At 69.5% G+C, this 16,212-nt stretch carries 13 protein-coding genes and 1 pseudogene; 5 read left to right on the top strand and 9 right to left on the bottom strand.

Going from position 1 to position 16,212, the window contains the following annotated elements; translation table 11 throughout:
- Nucleotides 1-17: 17 nt before the first annotated feature.
- Nucleotides 18-1,616: a ribonuclease J gene (locus HS104_36185; protein ID MBE7485395.1), complete on the bottom strand. Its 1,599-nt coding sequence runs from the start codon at nucleotides 1,614-1,616 to the stop codon at nucleotides 18-20.
- Between the two features lie 119 nt (nucleotides 1,617-1,735).
- Here HS104_36185 and HS104_36180 point away from each other — a divergent pair, with 119 nt between their 5' ends.
- On the top strand, nucleotides 1,736-2,167 hold the full coding sequence (locus HS104_36180; GenBank protein MBE7485394.1) for a rhodanese-like domain-containing protein: 432 nt from the start codon (nucleotides 1,736-1,738) through the stop codon (nucleotides 2,165-2,167).
- On the opposite strand, the gene HS104_36175 is transcribed toward HS104_36180, so the two are convergent.
- Entirely contained in the window at nucleotides 2,164-2,760 is a 597-nt protein-coding gene (locus tag HS104_36175) for a hypothetical protein (protein MBE7485393.1), read from the bottom strand. The genes HS104_36180 and HS104_36175 overlap by 4 nt on opposite strands.
- A 39-nt stretch (nucleotides 2,761-2,799) precedes the next feature.
- Entirely contained in the window at nucleotides 2,800-3,399 is a 600-nt protein-coding gene (locus HS104_36170; GenBank protein ID MBE7485392.1) for a hypothetical protein, read from the bottom strand.
- 92 nt (nucleotides 3,400-3,491) lie between these two features.
- Here HS104_36170 and HS104_36165 point away from each other — a divergent pair, with 92 nt between their 5' ends.
- Nucleotides 3,492-4,262 (top strand): glycosyltransferase family 2 protein, encoded by a 771-nt coding sequence (locus HS104_36165; GenBank protein MBE7485391.1) that lies wholly within the window; start codon nucleotides 3,492-3,494, stop codon nucleotides 4,260-4,262.
- Here the strand turns inward: HS104_36165 and HS104_36160 are convergent.
- Genes HS104_36160 through HS104_36150 form a run of 3 tightly spaced genes read right to left on the bottom strand, consistent with a single transcriptional unit; the run spans nucleotide 4,207 to nucleotide 10,460 of the window.
- Entirely contained in the window at nucleotides 4,207-4,821 is a 615-nt protein-coding gene (locus tag HS104_36160) for a hypothetical protein (GenBank protein MBE7485390.1), read from the bottom strand. The two genes, HS104_36165 and HS104_36160, sit on opposite strands and share 56 nt — an antisense overlap.
- A gap of 18 nt (nucleotides 4,822-4,839) precedes the next feature.
- Entirely contained in the window at nucleotides 4,840-6,378 is a 1,539-nt protein-coding gene (locus HS104_36155; GenBank protein MBE7485389.1) for a response regulator, read from the bottom strand.
- Nucleotides 6,375-10,460: a response regulator gene (locus HS104_36150; protein ID MBE7485388.1), complete on the bottom strand. Its 4,086-nt coding sequence runs from the start codon at nucleotides 10,458-10,460 to the stop codon at nucleotides 6,375-6,377. Before HS104_36150 ends, HS104_36155 begins: the two co-directional genes overlap by 4 nt.
- A gap of 119 nt (nucleotides 10,461-10,579) precedes the next feature.
- Between HS104_36150 and HS104_36145 the strand changes: the two are divergent.
- The 3 genes and pseudogenes from HS104_36145 to HS104_36135 all read left to right on the top strand — a co-directional run bounded on the left by HS104_36145 (nucleotide 10,580) and on the right by HS104_36135 (nucleotide 12,614).
- A pseudogene (locus HS104_36145) lies at nucleotides 10,580-10,747 on the top strand (hypothetical protein).
- Entirely contained in the window at nucleotides 10,688-11,092 is a 405-nt protein-coding gene (locus tag HS104_36140) for a CBS domain-containing protein (GenBank protein ID MBE7485387.1), read from the top strand. The pseudogene HS104_36145 and the gene HS104_36140 overlap by 60 nt, the downstream one beginning before the upstream one ends.
- Before the next feature lie 166 nt (nucleotides 11,093-11,258).
- Nucleotides 11,259-12,614 (top strand): sigma-54-dependent Fis family transcriptional regulator, encoded by a 1,356-nt coding sequence (locus tag HS104_36135; protein ID MBE7485386.1) that lies wholly within the window; start codon nucleotides 11,259-11,261, stop codon nucleotides 12,612-12,614.
- 10 nt (nucleotides 12,615-12,624) lie between these two features.
- Here the strand turns inward: HS104_36135 and HS104_36130 are convergent, their stop codons facing one another.
- The 3 genes from HS104_36130 to HS104_36120 form a co-directional block, all read right to left on the bottom strand.
- The gene (locus tag HS104_36130) at nucleotides 12,625-14,031 is read right to left on the bottom strand and encodes a sigma-54-dependent Fis family transcriptional regulator (protein ID MBE7485385.1); all 1,407 of its coding nucleotides are present in this window, start codon (nucleotides 14,029-14,031) and stop codon (nucleotides 12,625-12,627) included.
- A 53-nt stretch (nucleotides 14,032-14,084) separates the two neighbouring features.
- The gene (locus HS104_36125; protein MBE7485384.1) at nucleotides 14,085-14,447 is read right to left on the bottom strand and encodes a response regulator; all 363 of its coding nucleotides are present in this window, start codon (nucleotides 14,445-14,447) and stop codon (nucleotides 14,085-14,087) included.
- Between the two features lie 68 nt (nucleotides 14,448-14,515).
- Nucleotides 14,516-16,198 carry a serine/threonine protein kinase gene (locus HS104_36120; protein MBE7485383.1) on the bottom strand — a complete coding sequence of 561 codons (1,683 nt, stop codon included), beginning with the start codon at nucleotides 16,196-16,198 and terminating at the stop codon, nucleotides 14,516-14,518.
- Between the last annotated feature and the right edge of the window lie 14 nt (nucleotides 16,199-16,212).

Below are 16,212 nucleotides of genomic sequence, written 5' to 3'. Positions count from 1 at the left end.
CGTCCGCGCAGCCTAGCTCAACGCTCCCGCCGGAGCAGCAGGACCTCCACCACCGGCCGAGCGCCCGAAATGTCGGCGACCCGGCGACGGACCGCGCGCCGGACCTCGTCCTCCAGTTGTACGTTGCGCCAGCCGCGCACGCGAGAAAGCGCCGCCAGCACGTCCCGCGCGATGCTGCCGAGTGCCGCGTCGTCGCCGTCCACCAGCGGTACCCCCCGCGCCACTACGCAGGGCGCGACCTCGGCCTCGCCTTCGTCGTCGATGACGGCGCTGACGCAGACGATCCCCGATCGTCCGAGCTCGGCGCGCCGCTTGAGCGTCTCCGCGCTCAGCGGCGCGCCGCCGGGCGCCACCGCGACGCGCCCGGACTGGACGCGTTCGTCCAGCGCAAGGCCGTGCTCGCGGGAGAAGCGCACGGCCTGCCCGTTCTCGACCACCAGCGTTCGCTCTACGCCCATCTCGCGGGCCAGCTCGGCGTGACTCCTGAGGTGGGCCAGCGTCCCGTGAACCGGCAGGAACGCCCGCGGCGCCGTCAGCTCGAGCATGCGGCGTTGCTCGGAGCGGCCCGCGTGGCCGCTGGTGTGCACGTCCGGATCGGTGAAGCGCGTGTGGAGCACCACGCCGCGCCGCAACAGATCGTTCATCAGCGCGAGTACGACGCGCTCGTTGCCCGGGATCACGCGCGAGGAGAACACCACGCTGTCCCCTTCATCCAGCGAGAGGTAGGGGTGCGCCCCCGCGGCGAGCCGGCTCATGGCGCTGTTCGGCTCCGCCTGCGTGCCGCCCGCCAGCACCAGCACCCGGCTTCGCGGCAGGCTCTGCAAGTCCTCCGGCGCCACCACCAGGTTGCTGGGCCAGGCCAGACGCTCGATGGCGGTGGCGATCTCCCGTTGGGAGCTCAGGCTGCGCCCGAGCAGGCAGAGCTTGCGCCCGGTCCGCTGGGCGATCTCGCCCAGGAGGATCAGACGCTGGATGTTGCTGGCGAAGAGCGCGACGACGACGCGCCCGGAGGCGGCGGACACGATACGCTCGAGCGCCGCGCCCACGGCGCGTTCGGAGCCTGCGCGCTCGGGGGTGTCGATGTTGGTGCTGTCGCTGAGCAGGAGTTCGACGCCGCGCGCTCCGATCGCCGCCAGGCGCGCTTCGTCGCTGGGCTCACCGTCGGGCGGATCGGCGTCGAAGTTGAAGTCGCCGCTGTGCAGCACGAATCCCTCGGCGGTCTCGATGCACAGCGCGCTCGCCTCGACGATGGAGTGTGCGACCCGGATGGCCTCGACCTCGAAGGGGCCGACTCGGGTCAGCGAGCCGGCGCGCACCTCGTTGAGGTCGAGCTCGTGGGCGGCGAAGTCGTGCTCCGCCAGGCGCCGCTTGGCCAACCCCAGAGCGTGGGGGGGCCCGAACACCGGGACGTCCAGGCCGTCGAGCAGGTAGGGCAGCGCGCCGATGTGGTCTTCGTGGCCGTGAGTGAGGAAGACGCCCGCCACGCGCTCGGCGTTCTGGAAGAGCCAGGAGAAATCCGGGTGGAAGACGTCGATGCCCAGGTCGTCGTGGGGAAAGCTGGTGCCCGCGTCCACCACCAAGATGCCGTCGGACTGCTCGATGGCGAGGCAGTTCATGCCAATCTCGCCAAGGCCCCCCAAGGGCACGATGCGCAGGGTCAAAGCTCGCTCCGGGGAAGGAGCCTAGCCGAGCGCCGAGGTCGGGACTACGTTCCGGGCGCGAACCGGAGGAAACCGTGAGCGTCAAGAGCGTATCGCCTCAGGAAACCCGAGCCTTGCTCGAAGCAGGAGCCGTCTACGTGGATGTGCGCAGCGAGCCCGAGTTCGAGGCCGGGCATCCACCGGGTTCCTTCAACGTGCCGCTGCTCCACGCGGGTGGCGCCGGCATGGTGCCGAACCCGGAGTTCCTCGAGGTGATGCAGCGTTGCTTCGGCAAGAACGAAAAGCTCGTGATGGGGTGCCGCTCGGGCCAGCGCTCGCTGCGCGCCGCAGAGATGCTGGTGCAGGCCGGCTACACCGACGTGGCCAACCTGTTCACCGGCTGGGAGGGCAGCCGTGACGCCTTCGGACGCATGACCCCCGGATGGCGTGCCGAAGGTCTGCCCGTCGAGCTGGGGAAGCCCGCCGGCCAGTGCTACGAGGACGCGAAGACTCGAGAGCCCCGTTAGCGGAACACCGGCGCTCCCGGGCCGAGCAAGAACCCGAGCAGCGCGCCGAGCACCGCGACGGCCAGAGCGATGCCGATGGAGACCTTCGCCGACGGCGCGCGACGCGTCTGCCAGGTGACGGGATTGGTCCGGAGCAGGCGCTTGGCGACGACGAGCGCCGTCTCGCTGGTTTCCGGCACGCACAGGAGCGCCGCGACCGAGCGAATCGCCAGCCCTTCGGGGTCGCCCTTGGCACCGCGCTCCTTGAGCGCGACCGCGTAGAGCAAGGCCAGCGGAGGCGGCAAGGTCTCCTGCTTCGACAGCACCTCGACGACGCCTTCCCAGTTGGTGGTGGCGAGCAGCGGCTCGACGTCGGCGAGCTTCTCGTCGAAGCTGGTCAGGTTCGGGGTCTTGCCCGGCGCGGGCAGCGTCGAGGCGTTGCGATCAATCAGCGGATCCGGCGGTGGCGGCGCCGTGACCTGGATCGGCGGCAGGCTGAGGAAGCGGCGCAACAGGCCGTCCACCGTCTCGTCTGCCGCGCTGGGCGACGCCTCTTGGGACGCTCCCTCGGGAGCGTCCTCACTCGGCGGGGGTTCGGGCTCGGCTGACGACACGCCCTCTCAGGATACCCGGGTCGAGCGTGAGATCGCAATTCAGCCGCCGTCGCCGCCCGATGCCCGCTCTTGCTCACGGACGCGCAGGTAGTCCGCGGCGTTCTTCTCGATCAGCGCCGCGTCGCGGGCGGCCTTCTCCGCCTCCGCGTGCAGCACGGCCGAGAACAGCGTCAGCCCCCAGATCCCGTTCTCGCGCCTGCGAAACGGGTAGCGCGTGCCCTTCACGGTCTCGACGGTGGCGCGCTCCCCCACGACCTCGATCTTGGCGACCCCGGACAGATCCTTGCGCAGTCGATCGATCCAGCCGCGCTGTCGAGCGTGCAGCGCGAACACGTCGGCGCCGTCGGGCGCCAGGGCCTCGGCAGCGTAGGCCTCGCTGAGCCGGGTGCGCTCGGGCTCGGGGTACGCCTCGAGCACCCGATCCCTCGCCTGCTTGCGATAGGTGCGTATCGTGTAGCAGGCGTGCTGGGTCTGGGTCTCGGTGTAGGCGAAGAACTCCTCGGGCCGCCCCAAGTTCACCGCTCGCACCACGCGCAGGTAGGCACCCTCCGGCGTGCGGTCGCTCGGGAAGCGGCGCCACGACCAGGCGAACCACCCGGCGGGTACGAGGAGGATGGCCACCACGGCCAGCCCGAGCAGGCGCCGACGCTTCAAGGCGGGGCGGATCTAGCGCGAATGTGCCGCGAACCCAATGGACGTCATCGACAATCCACGCTAGCGACTGGTTCTTCATGTTCCAGGGAGCACGCGTCGCGGTCGTGGTGCCGGCCTATCGGGAGGAGCGCCTGCTCCCGCGGACCCTGCGCGGCATCCCGGGCTTCGTCGACTCGATCGTGGTCGTGGACGACGCCAGCCCGGATCGAACCGCGGAGGCGGCGGCGTCCGTCGGGGACCCACGGGTCAGGCTCGTGCGGCACGACGAGAACCGCGGCGTCGGGGCCGCCATCGCCACCGGGTACCTCCGCGCGCTCGCCGCCGGCGCGGACGTCGTGGCGGTGATGGCCGGCGACGCCCAGATGGATCCGGAGGATCTGCCGCGGGTGCTGGAGCCCATCACGGGAGGACGGGCCGACTACGTGAAGGGCAATCGCTTCCTGCACCCCTCCGCCATGGACATGCCGCGACTGCGCCGCTGGGGGAGCCGAGCGCTCTCCTCGCTGACCCGCGCGGCGACGGGCCTCGACGTGGACGACACGCAGTGCGGCTACACGGCCATCAGCCGCGCCGCCCTGGAGCGCCTCGATCTCGGAGCCGTGTGGCCGCGCTTCGGATACCCGAACGATCTCTTGGGACTGCTCTCGCAAGGCGCGTTTCGCGTCGCCGAAGTCCCAGTGCGGCCCGTCTACGGCGACGAGTCGAGCGGCCTTCGGCCCTGGCACGTCGGGGTCATCGCGATGGTCGTGCTGAGGAGGGCCGCGCTCGGCTTGGTCGAAGAGCGCGCCCTGCTCACCGGCGCGGCGCAGGCGGTGCCGGAGGTGGCTCGTCCAGGTCGAGCTCCATGAGGTGAATCGGGAACTTCACCAGGCAGCCGATCTCGCGGAAGTCCTCGTCGCCCTTCAGCCAACCCCAGCGCGCGAACACGCTCAGAAACCCCAGCGTGAACATGGGTCGGACCACTCCCCCCCAGTGCGTTCCGCTCTCGGAGGCTTGCATCAGCAGACCACCGTCCACGCCGATGAAGATGAACCCCGCTTCGAGGCCGAGCGAGGCACGGGTGAGCTCGTTCTTGGGCTCGAGGTAGAGGTCGGAGTAGGCGCCGACCCAGTTGCCGTGTCCGACCGGGAAGGCCACGACGCTCGCCTCGGCGCCGAAGCTCACCGCGGTGGGCAGGTTGGGATGAGCCGCCCCGGCGACGCCGAGCCCGACGGGCAAGAACAGACCCTCGGGGAAGTGCCCGCGGCGGCGCGGATGCGAAGGCGGCGGCGCGTCGCCGCCGTGGTACCCCACCTGAGTCGGCTGCTCGGGGTCCTCCGCGATCTCCAGCGGGCGGTCGGGCTCCGCGCGGAGAGGCAGCGACCAGAACACGACGAGCGCAGAGAGCAGCCGAGCACGGAGCGCCACGCAAGGAGCTTAGGCCATTCAGCGCGCCGGCGTCACGGGCCGCGGCCGCTTGGGCAAGACCACGCGGAACTCCGAGCCCTCGCCGGGACGGCTCACGACGTCGATGTCACCGCCGTGCGCGTGCACGATCTGGCGCGTGATGTACAGGCCCATGCCGATGCCACTGCGCCCTCGGCTGGAGGCGCCGCGCTCGAACTGATCGAAGATGCGCGACAAGTCCACGGGCTCGATGCCTATCCCGCGGTCCTCGACCAAGAGCTCCGCGACCTCGCCGCGCGACCGCGCCGACACCCTAATCGGCTTGCCCGCGCCGTACTTGAGCGCGTTGCTGACCAGATTGTCCACGACCTGTTCGATGCGTAGCCGGTCCCAGAGCCCGGTCACGTCGCTGTCCAGGGCCAGCTCGAAGGCCTGGCCGCCGGTGCCGGGCTGCTCCCGCGCGCGCTCCAGGACCTCGCGGACCACCTCGTCCAAACACACCGTGTCGCGCTCGAGCACCAGATGGCCGGCGGTGATCCGCGAGGCATCCAGCAGGTGGTCGATCAATCGCTCGAGCCGCTCGGTCTGTCGGATCGCGCCGTCCAGCTTGCGCTGCGCGCGCTCGTCGGGTGCCGACGTGTGCGCCAAGCTCTCCAGCCTGAGCTTCAGCGCCGTCAGCGGGGTCCGGAGCTCGTGGGAGGCGATCGACAGGAACTCGTCGCGGGCTCGGATCGCCTGCTTCAGATCCTCCGAGTCCGAGTAGGTCCCGAGCCAACCCGTGACGCTTCCGTCCTCGTCTCGCTCGGGGAGCGCGCGGCAGGTGTGCCAGCGCATCGCACCGTCGAAGCCCCGCTTCAGGCGGCACTCGACCTCCAGCACCTCCCCGGACGCCAGCGACTGCTCCCAGGCGCGGATGGCGCGCTTCTTGTCGTCCGGGTGAATGGCGACCACCCAGCCCTCGCCTCGCGACTCGTCGGCCGAGAGCCCGGTGTACTCCTGCCAGCGCCGGTTGCAGTACTCCAGCGAGCCCGCCGCATCCAACGTCACCACCAGCTCGGGAATCGCCTCGGCCAGGTTGGCGTAGCGCCTCTCGGCGAGCACCCGGAGCTCGGCCAGCTTCAGCTCCCGCTCTCGCCGGCCCGCCTCGAGCAGCGCCCGGGCTTGCTGCGCGATGCGCAGGTCCTTGCGGTAGAGCTCGGCGAAGATCCCCACCTTTGCGCGGAGCACGTCGCGATCGACGGGCTTCTGCAGGTAGTCCACGGCGCCCGCCGCGTAGCCCTTGTAGATCTGCCCCGGGTTCGCGTCGGCGCCGGTCAGGAAGATGATGGGCGTGACGCTGGTCCGATCTCGTTCGCGGATCAGCCGAGCCAGCTCGAAGCCGTCGATCTCCGGCATCCGAACGTCCAGCAAGATCACGGCGAAATCCCGCTCCAGGAGGTGCTTCAGCGCCTCCCGGGGCGAGTCCACCAGGGCCAAGCGGTAGTGCGGGACGTTCAGGGTCTCACCGAGTGCGAGCAAGTCCTCCGGTCGGTCGTCCACGACCAGAATGTCGACGGGCTCGACCTCACGCTCGGTCATTGCGAGAGCCAGACCCTCAGGGTCGAGAGCAGATGCTCCACGTTCACGGGTTTTGCGATGTAGTCGCTGGCGCCGGCCTGCAGGCACTTCTCGCGGTCGGCGCGCATGGCCTTGGCCGTGAGGGCGATCACGGGGAGCGCCGCGTGCGCCGTCTGCTGGCGTATCCGACGGATCACGTCGTAGCCGTCCATCTCGGGCATCATGATGTCCATCAGGACGGCCCGCACCTCCGGGTGCTCATCCAGGAGTGCCAGACCGTCCCGTCCGTTGTCAGCATACACCACTCGCGCTCGGTGGCGCTCCAGCACGCTGGTGACGGCGAAGATGTTCCGGACGTCGTCGTCGACCACGAGCACTTCTGCTCCGTCCAGCTCCTCCACCAATCGACGGCTCGACTCCAGCAGCGTACGCTGAAGGGGATTGAGCGTCGCCTCCGGCCTGTGCAGGAAGATGCATGAGAGGCCGAGCAGCGCCGCCTCGCTCGAGGCGAAGCGCACACCGAACGGCAGCGCCATTCGCCTGAGGAGCTGGCGCTCACCCTCCGACGGGGTCCGGTCCACGTGCAGAATCGTCGGAACGCCTCGCGCCGCGCCCCCGTTCGAGAGCCCCTCCAAGACTTCAGCCACCTCCCCTTGCACGCGGACCACCCGACACTCGGGGTCCCAGCCGTCGGCGAGCTCGCCGCCTTCGGCCACCTCGACCTCCACGTCTTGCCCTCCCAGGAGCTCCCGCAGGTGCCCGCCCCAACCGGAGTCGCCACCGAGGAGCAACAAGCGCTTTGGGGTGCGCGCCGACAGCTCGAGCATGCGCGCGACCGCGTCCTCCACCCGAGACCCGTCGACGGGCTTGGCCGAGAAGCAGGCAGCGCCCAGCGCCAGGGCCCGTGCCCGAGCGTCCTCGCCTGCGAACACCGCCACCGGGACCCGTCGCAGCTCGGCGTCGTGCTTCAGCCGGTCGAGCACGGCCCAGGCATCGGAGTCCGGGAAACCGAGCACCACTGCGGAGAGGTTGACCTTCCCGAGCAACGCCAGGGCGGCGGAGCAGTCACTCGCCACGACGGCCTTCGAGCCGTGGCGATGTGCCACGTCCAAGGCGAGATGGGCGATCTCGACGTCGTCGTCGACGATCAGTACGGCGGGATCGCCCGGCGACAGGCTGCGAAGGTCGTCGAGGCGGCTCGCCGGCAGGCGCACCGCCTCCGCAGAGAATACGGCCGGTGAGCGCGCGCGGGTGCGCTCCTGACGGACGACGGCAGGGGGAGTCGAGTAGAGGCGAGGCAGGTAGAACGTGAACGTGCTGCCCACCTCGGGCTTGCTGGACACGCGGATCTCCCCGCCCAGCAAGCGCGCGATTTCCCGGCTGATGGATAGACCGAGCCCCGTCCCACCGTAGCGCCTGACGGTCGTGCCGTCGGACTGCTGAAACGCCTCGAAGATGATGCGCTGCTTGCTCTCGGGAATGCCGATCCCCGTGTCCGAGACGGCAAAGGCGATGACGGTGTCGGCGGCGTCGAGCGTCTCGTGACCCGGCGTCCAGCCCGAGCTCTGTGCGCCTACCACCAGGCGAACGCTCCCGCGCTCGGTGAACTTGAAGGCGTTGGACAGGAGGTTCTTCAGTACCTGCTGGAGCCGCTGCTCGTCGGTCGTCATCAGCGCCGGGAGCCCCGCGCCCAGCTCGACCTGGAACTCGAGAGCGCGCTGCTCGGCCACGTGGCGGAAGTTCTTCTCCACGTGCTCCTTGAGCTCCGCGAGCACGACCTCGCCGGGTCGAATGGCCACGGTACCCGACTCGACTTTGGAGAGGTCCAAGATGTCGTTGATCAGCTCGAGGAGGTCGGTGCCGGAGGCGCAGATCGTCCGAGCGAACTCCACCTGCTTGGCACTCAGCGTACCTTCGGCGTTCTCAGCCAACATCGTCGAGAGAATGAGCAGGCTGTTGAGCGGAGTGCGAAGCTCATGGGACATGTTGGCCAGAAACTCGGACTTGTATCTGCTGGCTAGCGCCAGCTGCTCCGCTTTCTCCTCGATCTCCGCCTTGGCCAGCTCGACCTCGCGGTTCTTCAGCTCGAGCAACTCTGCCTTGTCCTCTAGCTGCTCGTTGGTGACCTGGAGCGCCTCCTGTTGCTGTTTCAGGCGCTCCTCCGACTCGCGCAGGGTAGCTGCCTGAAGCTCCAGGCGATCGTTGGTCTGACGCAGCTCCTCCTGCTGGATCTGCAGCTCGCGGGTCAGCGACTGCGACTGCTGGAGCAACGCCTCGGTGCGCATGCTCGCGGAGATGGTGTTGATGACGATGCCGATGCTCTCGGTGAGCTGGGCGAGGAAGACCTGATGGATGTCGCTGAACGAGCGGAAGGACCCCAGCTCGACCACGGCGTTGACCCGCCCTTCGAACAAGACTGGCAGAACCGTCAAGCTCCGGGGCGGGGCCTCTCCGAGCCCCGATCGCACGGTGGCGTAGCCTTCGGGAACGGGGTCGACGACGAGCGTGCGCTTCTCCAGCGCCACCTGGCCGATCAGCCCCTCGCCAAGAGAGAGGGCGGGGCGCGCCGAATCGGCGCAACCGTAGCTCGCGAGCAGCTTCAGCCGCACCTCTCCGTGCCCGTCCATCTCGGTCAGGTAGACGACGCCGTGTTGCGCCGACACGAGCGGCGCCAGCTCCGACAGCGTTTGGCGCGCGACCGCCACCAGGTCGCGCTGCCCTTGGAGCATGCGGGTGAAGCGCGCCAGGTTCGTCTTCAGCCAGTCTTGCTCGGTGGTCTTCTGCGTCGTCTCCTTCAGGTTCCGGATCATCTCGTTGATGTTGTCTTTGAGCGTCGCGACCTCTCCCGAAGCCTCGACGGTGACGTAACGGTTGAGATCTCCCTTGGTCACCGCCGTGGCCACGTCGCCGATGGCGCGGACTTGCGTGGTCAGGTTGGCCGCGAGCTGATTGACGCTGTCGGTCAGGTCGCGCCAGGTGCCGGCGGCCCCCGGAACCTCGGCTTGCCCGCCCAGCTCGCCTTCGGTGCCGACTTCGCGCGCTACGCGCGTCACCTCACTCGCGAACGAGTTGAGCTGGTCCACCATGGTGTTGATGGTGTTCTTCAGCTCCAAGATCTCGCCCTTGACGTCCACTGCGATCTTCCTGGACAGGTCACCCCGTGCCACCGCGGTGGTGACCTCCGCGATGTTCCGCACCTGAGTGGTCAAATTGCCGGCCATGAAGTTCACGCTGTCGGTCAGATCCTTCCAGGTGCCGCTCACGTCCGGCACCTCGGCCTGACCGCCGAGCTTGCCCTCGGTGCCGACCTCGCGCGCCACGCGCGTCACCTCACTCGCGAACGAGTTGAGCTGATCCACCATGGTGTTGATGGTGTTCTTCAGCTCCAAGATCTCGCCCTTGACGTCGACGGTGATCTTCTTGGTCAGATCACCCCGCGCCACCGCGGTGGTCACGCCGGCGATGTTTCGCACCTGCCCGGTGAGGTTCCTCGCCATCAAGTTGACGCTGTCGGTCAGGTCCTTCCAGGTCCCGGCCGCGCCGCGCACCCTGGCCTGGCCCCCCAGCTTGCCCTCCGTGCCGACCTCGCGGGCCACCCGGGTCACCTCGCTGGCGAAGGATCCCAGCTGTTCCAGCATCCCGTTCACGGTCTTTGCGGTGCGCAGGAACTCTCCGCGCAGCGGGCGCCCATCGAACTCCAGCGGCATGGTCTGGCTCAGATCGCCCGCAGCGAACGCGCCAATCACGCGCCCGACCTCGGTCGTCGGGCGCACCAGATCCTCGATCAACTCGTTGACCGAGCTGACCGAGGAGGACCACGATCCGCCGAGGTCCCCCAGGGAGGCGCGCACGCCGACCTTCCCCTCTTTGCCGACGACCTTGCTGACCCTGGAGAGCTCCTCGCTGAGCGCGCGGCTGAGCTCGATGACCTGGTTCAGCTCGTCGGCGATCTCGCCGGCGACGCCCGTGTAGACCGCCGGCACCGAGGCGCCGAAGTCGCCGCTACGAAAGGCCCGCAGGGTGCGCAAGAGCTCCCGCGGCGGAAGCACGTCGCGTGGCGGCGGCGCCGGCACCGGTCCCCGGCGGCGGGCGCGACGGTTCATGGCGTCCCGCGCAGAGTGGGAAAACGCCACATGCGTCGCCCTGCCACGTCTGGACTCGAGCGCGCGCGCACCACTCCGCCCGGATCACACGGGTACGCCGCTTGCACTGGGTGCTGGCCATGACCCGCGTACAAGACGTGATGCAGACGTGGCCGGTCGTGGTCGGCGCCGACGACTCCGCCGAGGAGGCGCGCTGCTTGGCGGAAGCTTGGGGTGTCCATCACCTGATGGTCACCTCGGAGCAGGCGCTCGTGGGCGTCATCTGCCAGTGCGATCTCGCCAGCGCAGCCGACGACGAGCTCGTCTCTTCGCGCATGCAGTCGCCGTTCGTGTTCGTCACGCCCGGTGCGAGCATCGACGCGGCAGCCGAAACGATGCTCGGCTGCGGCGTCGGCTGCCTGCCGGTCCTCGACGAGCTCGGCCGCCTCTCCGGCGTCGTGACGCGCCGCGACCTCAGAGAGGCAGGGGCGCTGCCGGGCTCGCCGGGATTCGACGCCTGCGCCGCCTGCGGAGCGACGCACGGACTGAGACTGCCTGCCCGAGGGGGCGCCGTGGTGTTCTGCGCCGAGTGCATCGGGCGCGCTCGACCCTACGACGAGCACGCCGCGACGACGCTGGGCGGTAGCGATTGAGCTCACACCCTCCCGACTCATCGACCTAAGACCGAGCACGCTTCGTGCCAAGCTGCGACCCGGGAATTCCATCGCGCAATCGCGCTTCTTCGTGGATCGCAATCTGCGACATGTCGCGCCCTGCGTCCGTTGCGCTGGGCGGCGTGGGGTGGGAGCCTACGATGCAGTGGCGAAGACGATCCTCCTGTTCGACGAGGCGAATCGAGTCGCGCCGGCGGTGTTGGCGGCGGTGACTCGACGCTTCGACGTGGTTCGCGTGTCGAGCTTGGAAGGTGTCTGTGGCAGCTTCGACGTCGCCCTGATCGCGCCTGGAGGGCGCGACCCCTTCGCCGCTTGTAGCCACGTCCGGCAGACCCGCCTGGCTTCGGAGACCGTGGTCCTGTCCCAAGGCGGCGGGCTGCACGACGCGCAGAAGGCCCTGCGCGCCCGCGCGTCGGACTTCGTGCCGGATGGCGACGACCCGGAGGTCGTGTTGGAGCGCCTCACGGCGGTGCTCGAGGAGAGCGCCCTCTGCCGAGAGCTCGACCGCCTGCGCGCCACCAGCGAGGGTCTCCCGCACACGGTGGAGCTCACCGGCGAAAGCCCGGCGATGCAGCAGCTGAAGAAGCGCCTCGCCCGAGTGACGGCGTCGGACGTCACGGTGCTGATCAGCGGTGAGAGCGGGACCGGCAAGGAGGTCGTCGCCCGCACCATCCACGCTCGGAGCCGCCGTAACGGGCAGCCGTTCGTCGCCGTGAACTGCTCCTCCATCCCCAGGCAGCTCCTGGAGAGCGAGTTCTTCGGACACATGAAGGGAGCGTTCACCGACGCGACGCGCGATCGGGATGGGCTTTTGGTCCAGGCATCGGGCGGCTGCATCTTCCTGGACGAGATCGGCGACATGCCTCTGGACCTCCAGGCGAAGCTCCTCCGCGCGCTGCAACAGCGCACGGTGCGCCCGCTCGGACATTCTCGCGAAGTGGCGTTCGACGCTCGCGTCATCGCCGCCACCGGCAAGAGCCTCGAGCGCGAGGTGACCGAGGGGCGCTTTCGCGAGGACCTGTACTTCCGCCTGAACGTGCTCCAGGTTCGCGTGCCACCGCTCCGCGATCGGGGGCGAGACGTGCTCCTGCTCGCTCAACAGTTCATCCACCGCGCGGCGAGCACGTCGCGACCGATCGTCGGGCTGACTCCGGGCGCGGCCCGTGCCTTGCTGGCACACTCCTGGCCCGGCAACGTGCGCGAGCTCGAGCACTGTATCGTCGCAGCCATGGCCAACGCGCGGCACGACCACATCCGCGCCGCCGACCTGCCTGCAGAGCTGCGGCCCGAGCCCTGCGCCCGAGAGGCGGACGAGAGCGAGCTCTTGCCATTGGCCGCGGTCGAGCAGAGCTACATTCTGTCCGTCCTCAAGTCGGTCGGCGGCAACCGCGCGCGGGCCTCGCAGCTGCTCGGAGTGGACCGCAGCACGCTCTACCGCAAGCTGAAGCAGTACGGCGTCACCGACGCGGCGCGGAGGGCCCGGACCGAGACCCGAGTGTGAGCGCAGAAGCTCAGCGGCGCTCACGCTCGAGCCCTAGACGCTCGAGCTTCCGGTACAAGGTGGCGCGATCGATCCCCAGCCTGCGCGCGGCCTGCACCTTGTTTCCCCCCACCGCGCGCAGCACCACTTGAATGTGCCGCCGCTCGACCTCCTCGAGGGAGGTCACGTCGAGGAGCTCGGACCTACCCGCCTTTCGGGGCGAGCGCACCGCGGTCGGCAGCTCCTCGAAGCCGATGCGGCCACCCTCCGCCAGCGCCATGGCGGCGTTCAACGTGTTCTCGAGCTCGCGCACGTTGCCGGGCCAGTGGTAGCTCACCAGCAATCGCTCCGCCTCGGGAGCCAGCACGTAGGGCACGCCGCTGGAGCTCTCCAGGAAGTGCCGGGCCAGCGCCAGAACGTCCTCGGCCCCGCGCTCGCGCAGCGGCGGCATGTGGATGTGGAGCACCTTGATGCGGAAGTAGAGGTCCTCCCGGAACTGACCGAGCCGGGCGGCGTGCTGGAGGTTCTTGTTGGTCGCCGCGACGATACGCACGTCGCACTCGACTTCTTGCGCGGAGCCCACCGGGCGGATCAGCCGCTCCTCGAGCGCCCGCAAGAGCTTGGGCTGCAGGTCGAGGGGCATGTCGCCGATCTCGTCCAGGAACAGCGTGCCGCCGTGGGCTCGTTGGAACAGCCCGACTCGCGCCTCGGAGGCCCCCGTGAACGCGCCCCTGGCGTGCCCGAACAGCTCGGACTCGAGGATGTCGTGCGGGACCGCGGCACAGCTCACCGCCACGAAGGGTCCATCCCGCCGATCGCTCCCTTGATGGATGGCGCGTGACGCGATCTCCTTTCCGGTCCCGCTCTCGCCGGTGACCAGCACGGTCGAGTTGGTGGCGGCTACCCGCGTCAGCTGATCCCGCACCTTCGCCATCAGGCTGCTCGGCCCGAGCAGCCCGTGAGTGGTGGCTTCGACCGGCTCGAGCGGCTCTAGGCGCAGGACCACCGGGCTCGCGCGCTCTCGCTCCAGCGCCTTGGTCACGGTGGCGTCGAGCTGGGCCAGGCTCACCGGCTTGGTGATGAAATCGAACGCCCCGGCGCGCAACGCACCGACCGCAGCGTCGACGTCGCCGAAGGCCGTCATCACCACCACCGGCACGCTGGGCCGATCGCCCACCAACTGGCGACACAGTTGGATGCCGTCGATCCCGGGCATCTTCATGTCGGTCAAGACCAGGTCGAACTCGGCGTCGTCGAGCTCGCGGAGCGCCGCTGCTCCGTCGGGGCGAGGAAGCGGCACGTGGCCCAGATCCGCGAGCGTGTCGCAGAGCGCCGAACGCGTGTCTTCGTCATCCTCGACGACCAGGATGGTGGCGGGGGCCCCTGCCCTGCCCGGGGCGCTGCGGCTCTCGGGGGTCACACTGGAACCATTGGTCATCGGCCTTCCGGGCGCAACGGCCGTGGCTTCCTGCACTGCGACTCGGTCTCCCGTCACGAGCGGGTCGCCTCGATCAGTCCCAGCAGCGCCTGCAACGCCACTGGCTTCCTGAGGACCCCTGCGACACGTTGTGGCTCTGGAGCGTCGCTCGACGCTGCGGTCAGCACGACTACGGGAATGTGCTCGAGCTCGGGGTCCGCCAGGAGCTCACGCCTGAGGCGCCAACCGTCCATCTGCGGCATCCACAGATCCAGGATGATCACGCTGGGCCGGTGCCCTCGGCGGAGGTAGTCGAGCGCTTCATGGCCACCTCGCCGCGTCACGACCGAGTAGCCCTCGTCGCTCAACACCTCCGCGAGCGCCTCCCGGATCGCGTCGTCATCATCGACGACGAGGAGCGTAGGTCGAGAAGTCATGGCACCCTGGCCCACCCCGTGCACAGCGTAAGCCGGGGTCGAACCTCGAGCCAGTGTCGCAGTTTGCATCAAGCACCGCCGAGCGGGAGCTCGAAGTCGGACGGGCACAGTCGAACCGCGGACACGCCAGGTCGCGCCTGCTCGACGAACCCGAGCTCACCTCCGGACCACGTTCCCAGGTCGCGGAGTCGCGCGCGCATCTGCTCCATGATTTCGTGGAACACGAGGCGGGCGCTGACGAACCCCATGTCGACCAGCGCTTCGCCCAACGGGCAGTCCCAGCGCGCCGCTCGTTCGACGGCCAGCTCGACCTCTGACGCGGAGAGGTGGCCCAGCCGAACCAGGCGCTCACCGAGCAGGTGCTCGTGCTCGCTCGACGCGATGAACACCGGGGCTCCGTCGTCGAAGAAGACGCGCATCTCCCGGTCGCCGGAGCGCGCGACCAAGAGGCCGGAGGCCCGCCGGCGCGCGAGCCGAGTCAGCACGGCCCGCGTCGCGGCTGGTGTCAAGAGCGCCCGCTGGGGCAAGCACGGGGGCTCGCCGAATCGGTAGGCGAAGAGCTCTCGCTGGCGAGCCAGCCCGGGTGCCTCCGAAGCACGGCAGAGCGTTCGGCGTCCGGTCGCCAGTGAGCGCGCGTCGCGTGCGATTCGACCTGCCATGCGGGATGCCAGCCCCGCGCCGGCAGGCAGTGACGATCGGTGGTCGGCGCTCTGCCGAGCGCCGGTCGCCGAACGCACGGTGGTCCGCAAGCCGGGACGAAGCGTGCCCGCGATCTCCCCCAAGAACTGCACCAGCTGCTCTCGTCCCGCGCCGAGCGAGAGCTCCGCCCGCGCCTCTCCGAGGGCGGCGGCGAACGCCCGCGCCGAAGGAAAGCGCTCCTCGCGGTGCTGCGCCAGCGCCGTCCGGATGATCCGCGCGAGCGGGCCAGGCAAGCTGCCGTCGAGGCTCCTCGAATACCCGGCGTAGTTGGCGGCCAGCGTCGCGAGCTCGTGGTCGCGGGCGAAGGCCCGGCGCCCCGTCAACAGCTCCAGGAGCACCACCCCAGCGGCGAACAGATCCGCGCGCGCATCGAGCGCGTCACCGGCCAGCTGCTCCGGCGCCATGTAACCGACCTTCCCCTGCAACACGCCGGGCGCGTGTGGCGTGCCGCCGCGAGTGACCAGAGCAATCCCGAAGTCCCCCAGCTTCACCTCTCCGTCCCAGGTCACGAGCAGGTTGTTGGGCGAGACGTCGCGGTGGACCACTCCGGCCTCGACGCCGTCGTCGTCGAGGATGGTGTGGAGAGCGGACAGCCCTTCGAGCAGCTGCTCGACGACGTAGACTGCCGCCGCGGGACGCATCAGCGTGACGGAACGGCTCAGCACGTCCGACATGGAGGGGCCGTCCACCAGCTCCATGACCATGAAGGGTTCGTTCTCGAACACGCCGAGCTCGAAGGTGTGAACCAGGCGCGGGTGATCGAGCCGCATGCCCAGGAGCGCCTCGTCGGAGAACATGAGCACCGCCCGCGGGCTCTCGGCCAGGGAAGGCAGCATGCGCTTGAGCGCGACCTCCGTGCCGTCGGGAGCGCTGGCCCGCCACACGGTGGCCATTCCGCCGCGCGCGATGACCTCACGCAAGGCGTACTGCGCGAATCGCTCGATGGGCCGACGTTGCGAGACGACCGGCTCGGCGTCGCTGGGTGGAACCGGAGCGGCGTGTGTCCGAGGGGGGACGAGCCTGAGCACCCGCTCGGTTCTCGCGGACCGCATCACGGCCTCACCCG

The organism is Polyangiaceae bacterium, assembly GCA_015075635.1.
Classification (GTDB): domain Bacteria; phylum Myxococcota_A; class Polyangia; order Polyangiales; family Polyangiaceae; genus JADJKB01.
This window is presented reverse-complemented; position numbering and strand designations above follow the sequence as displayed.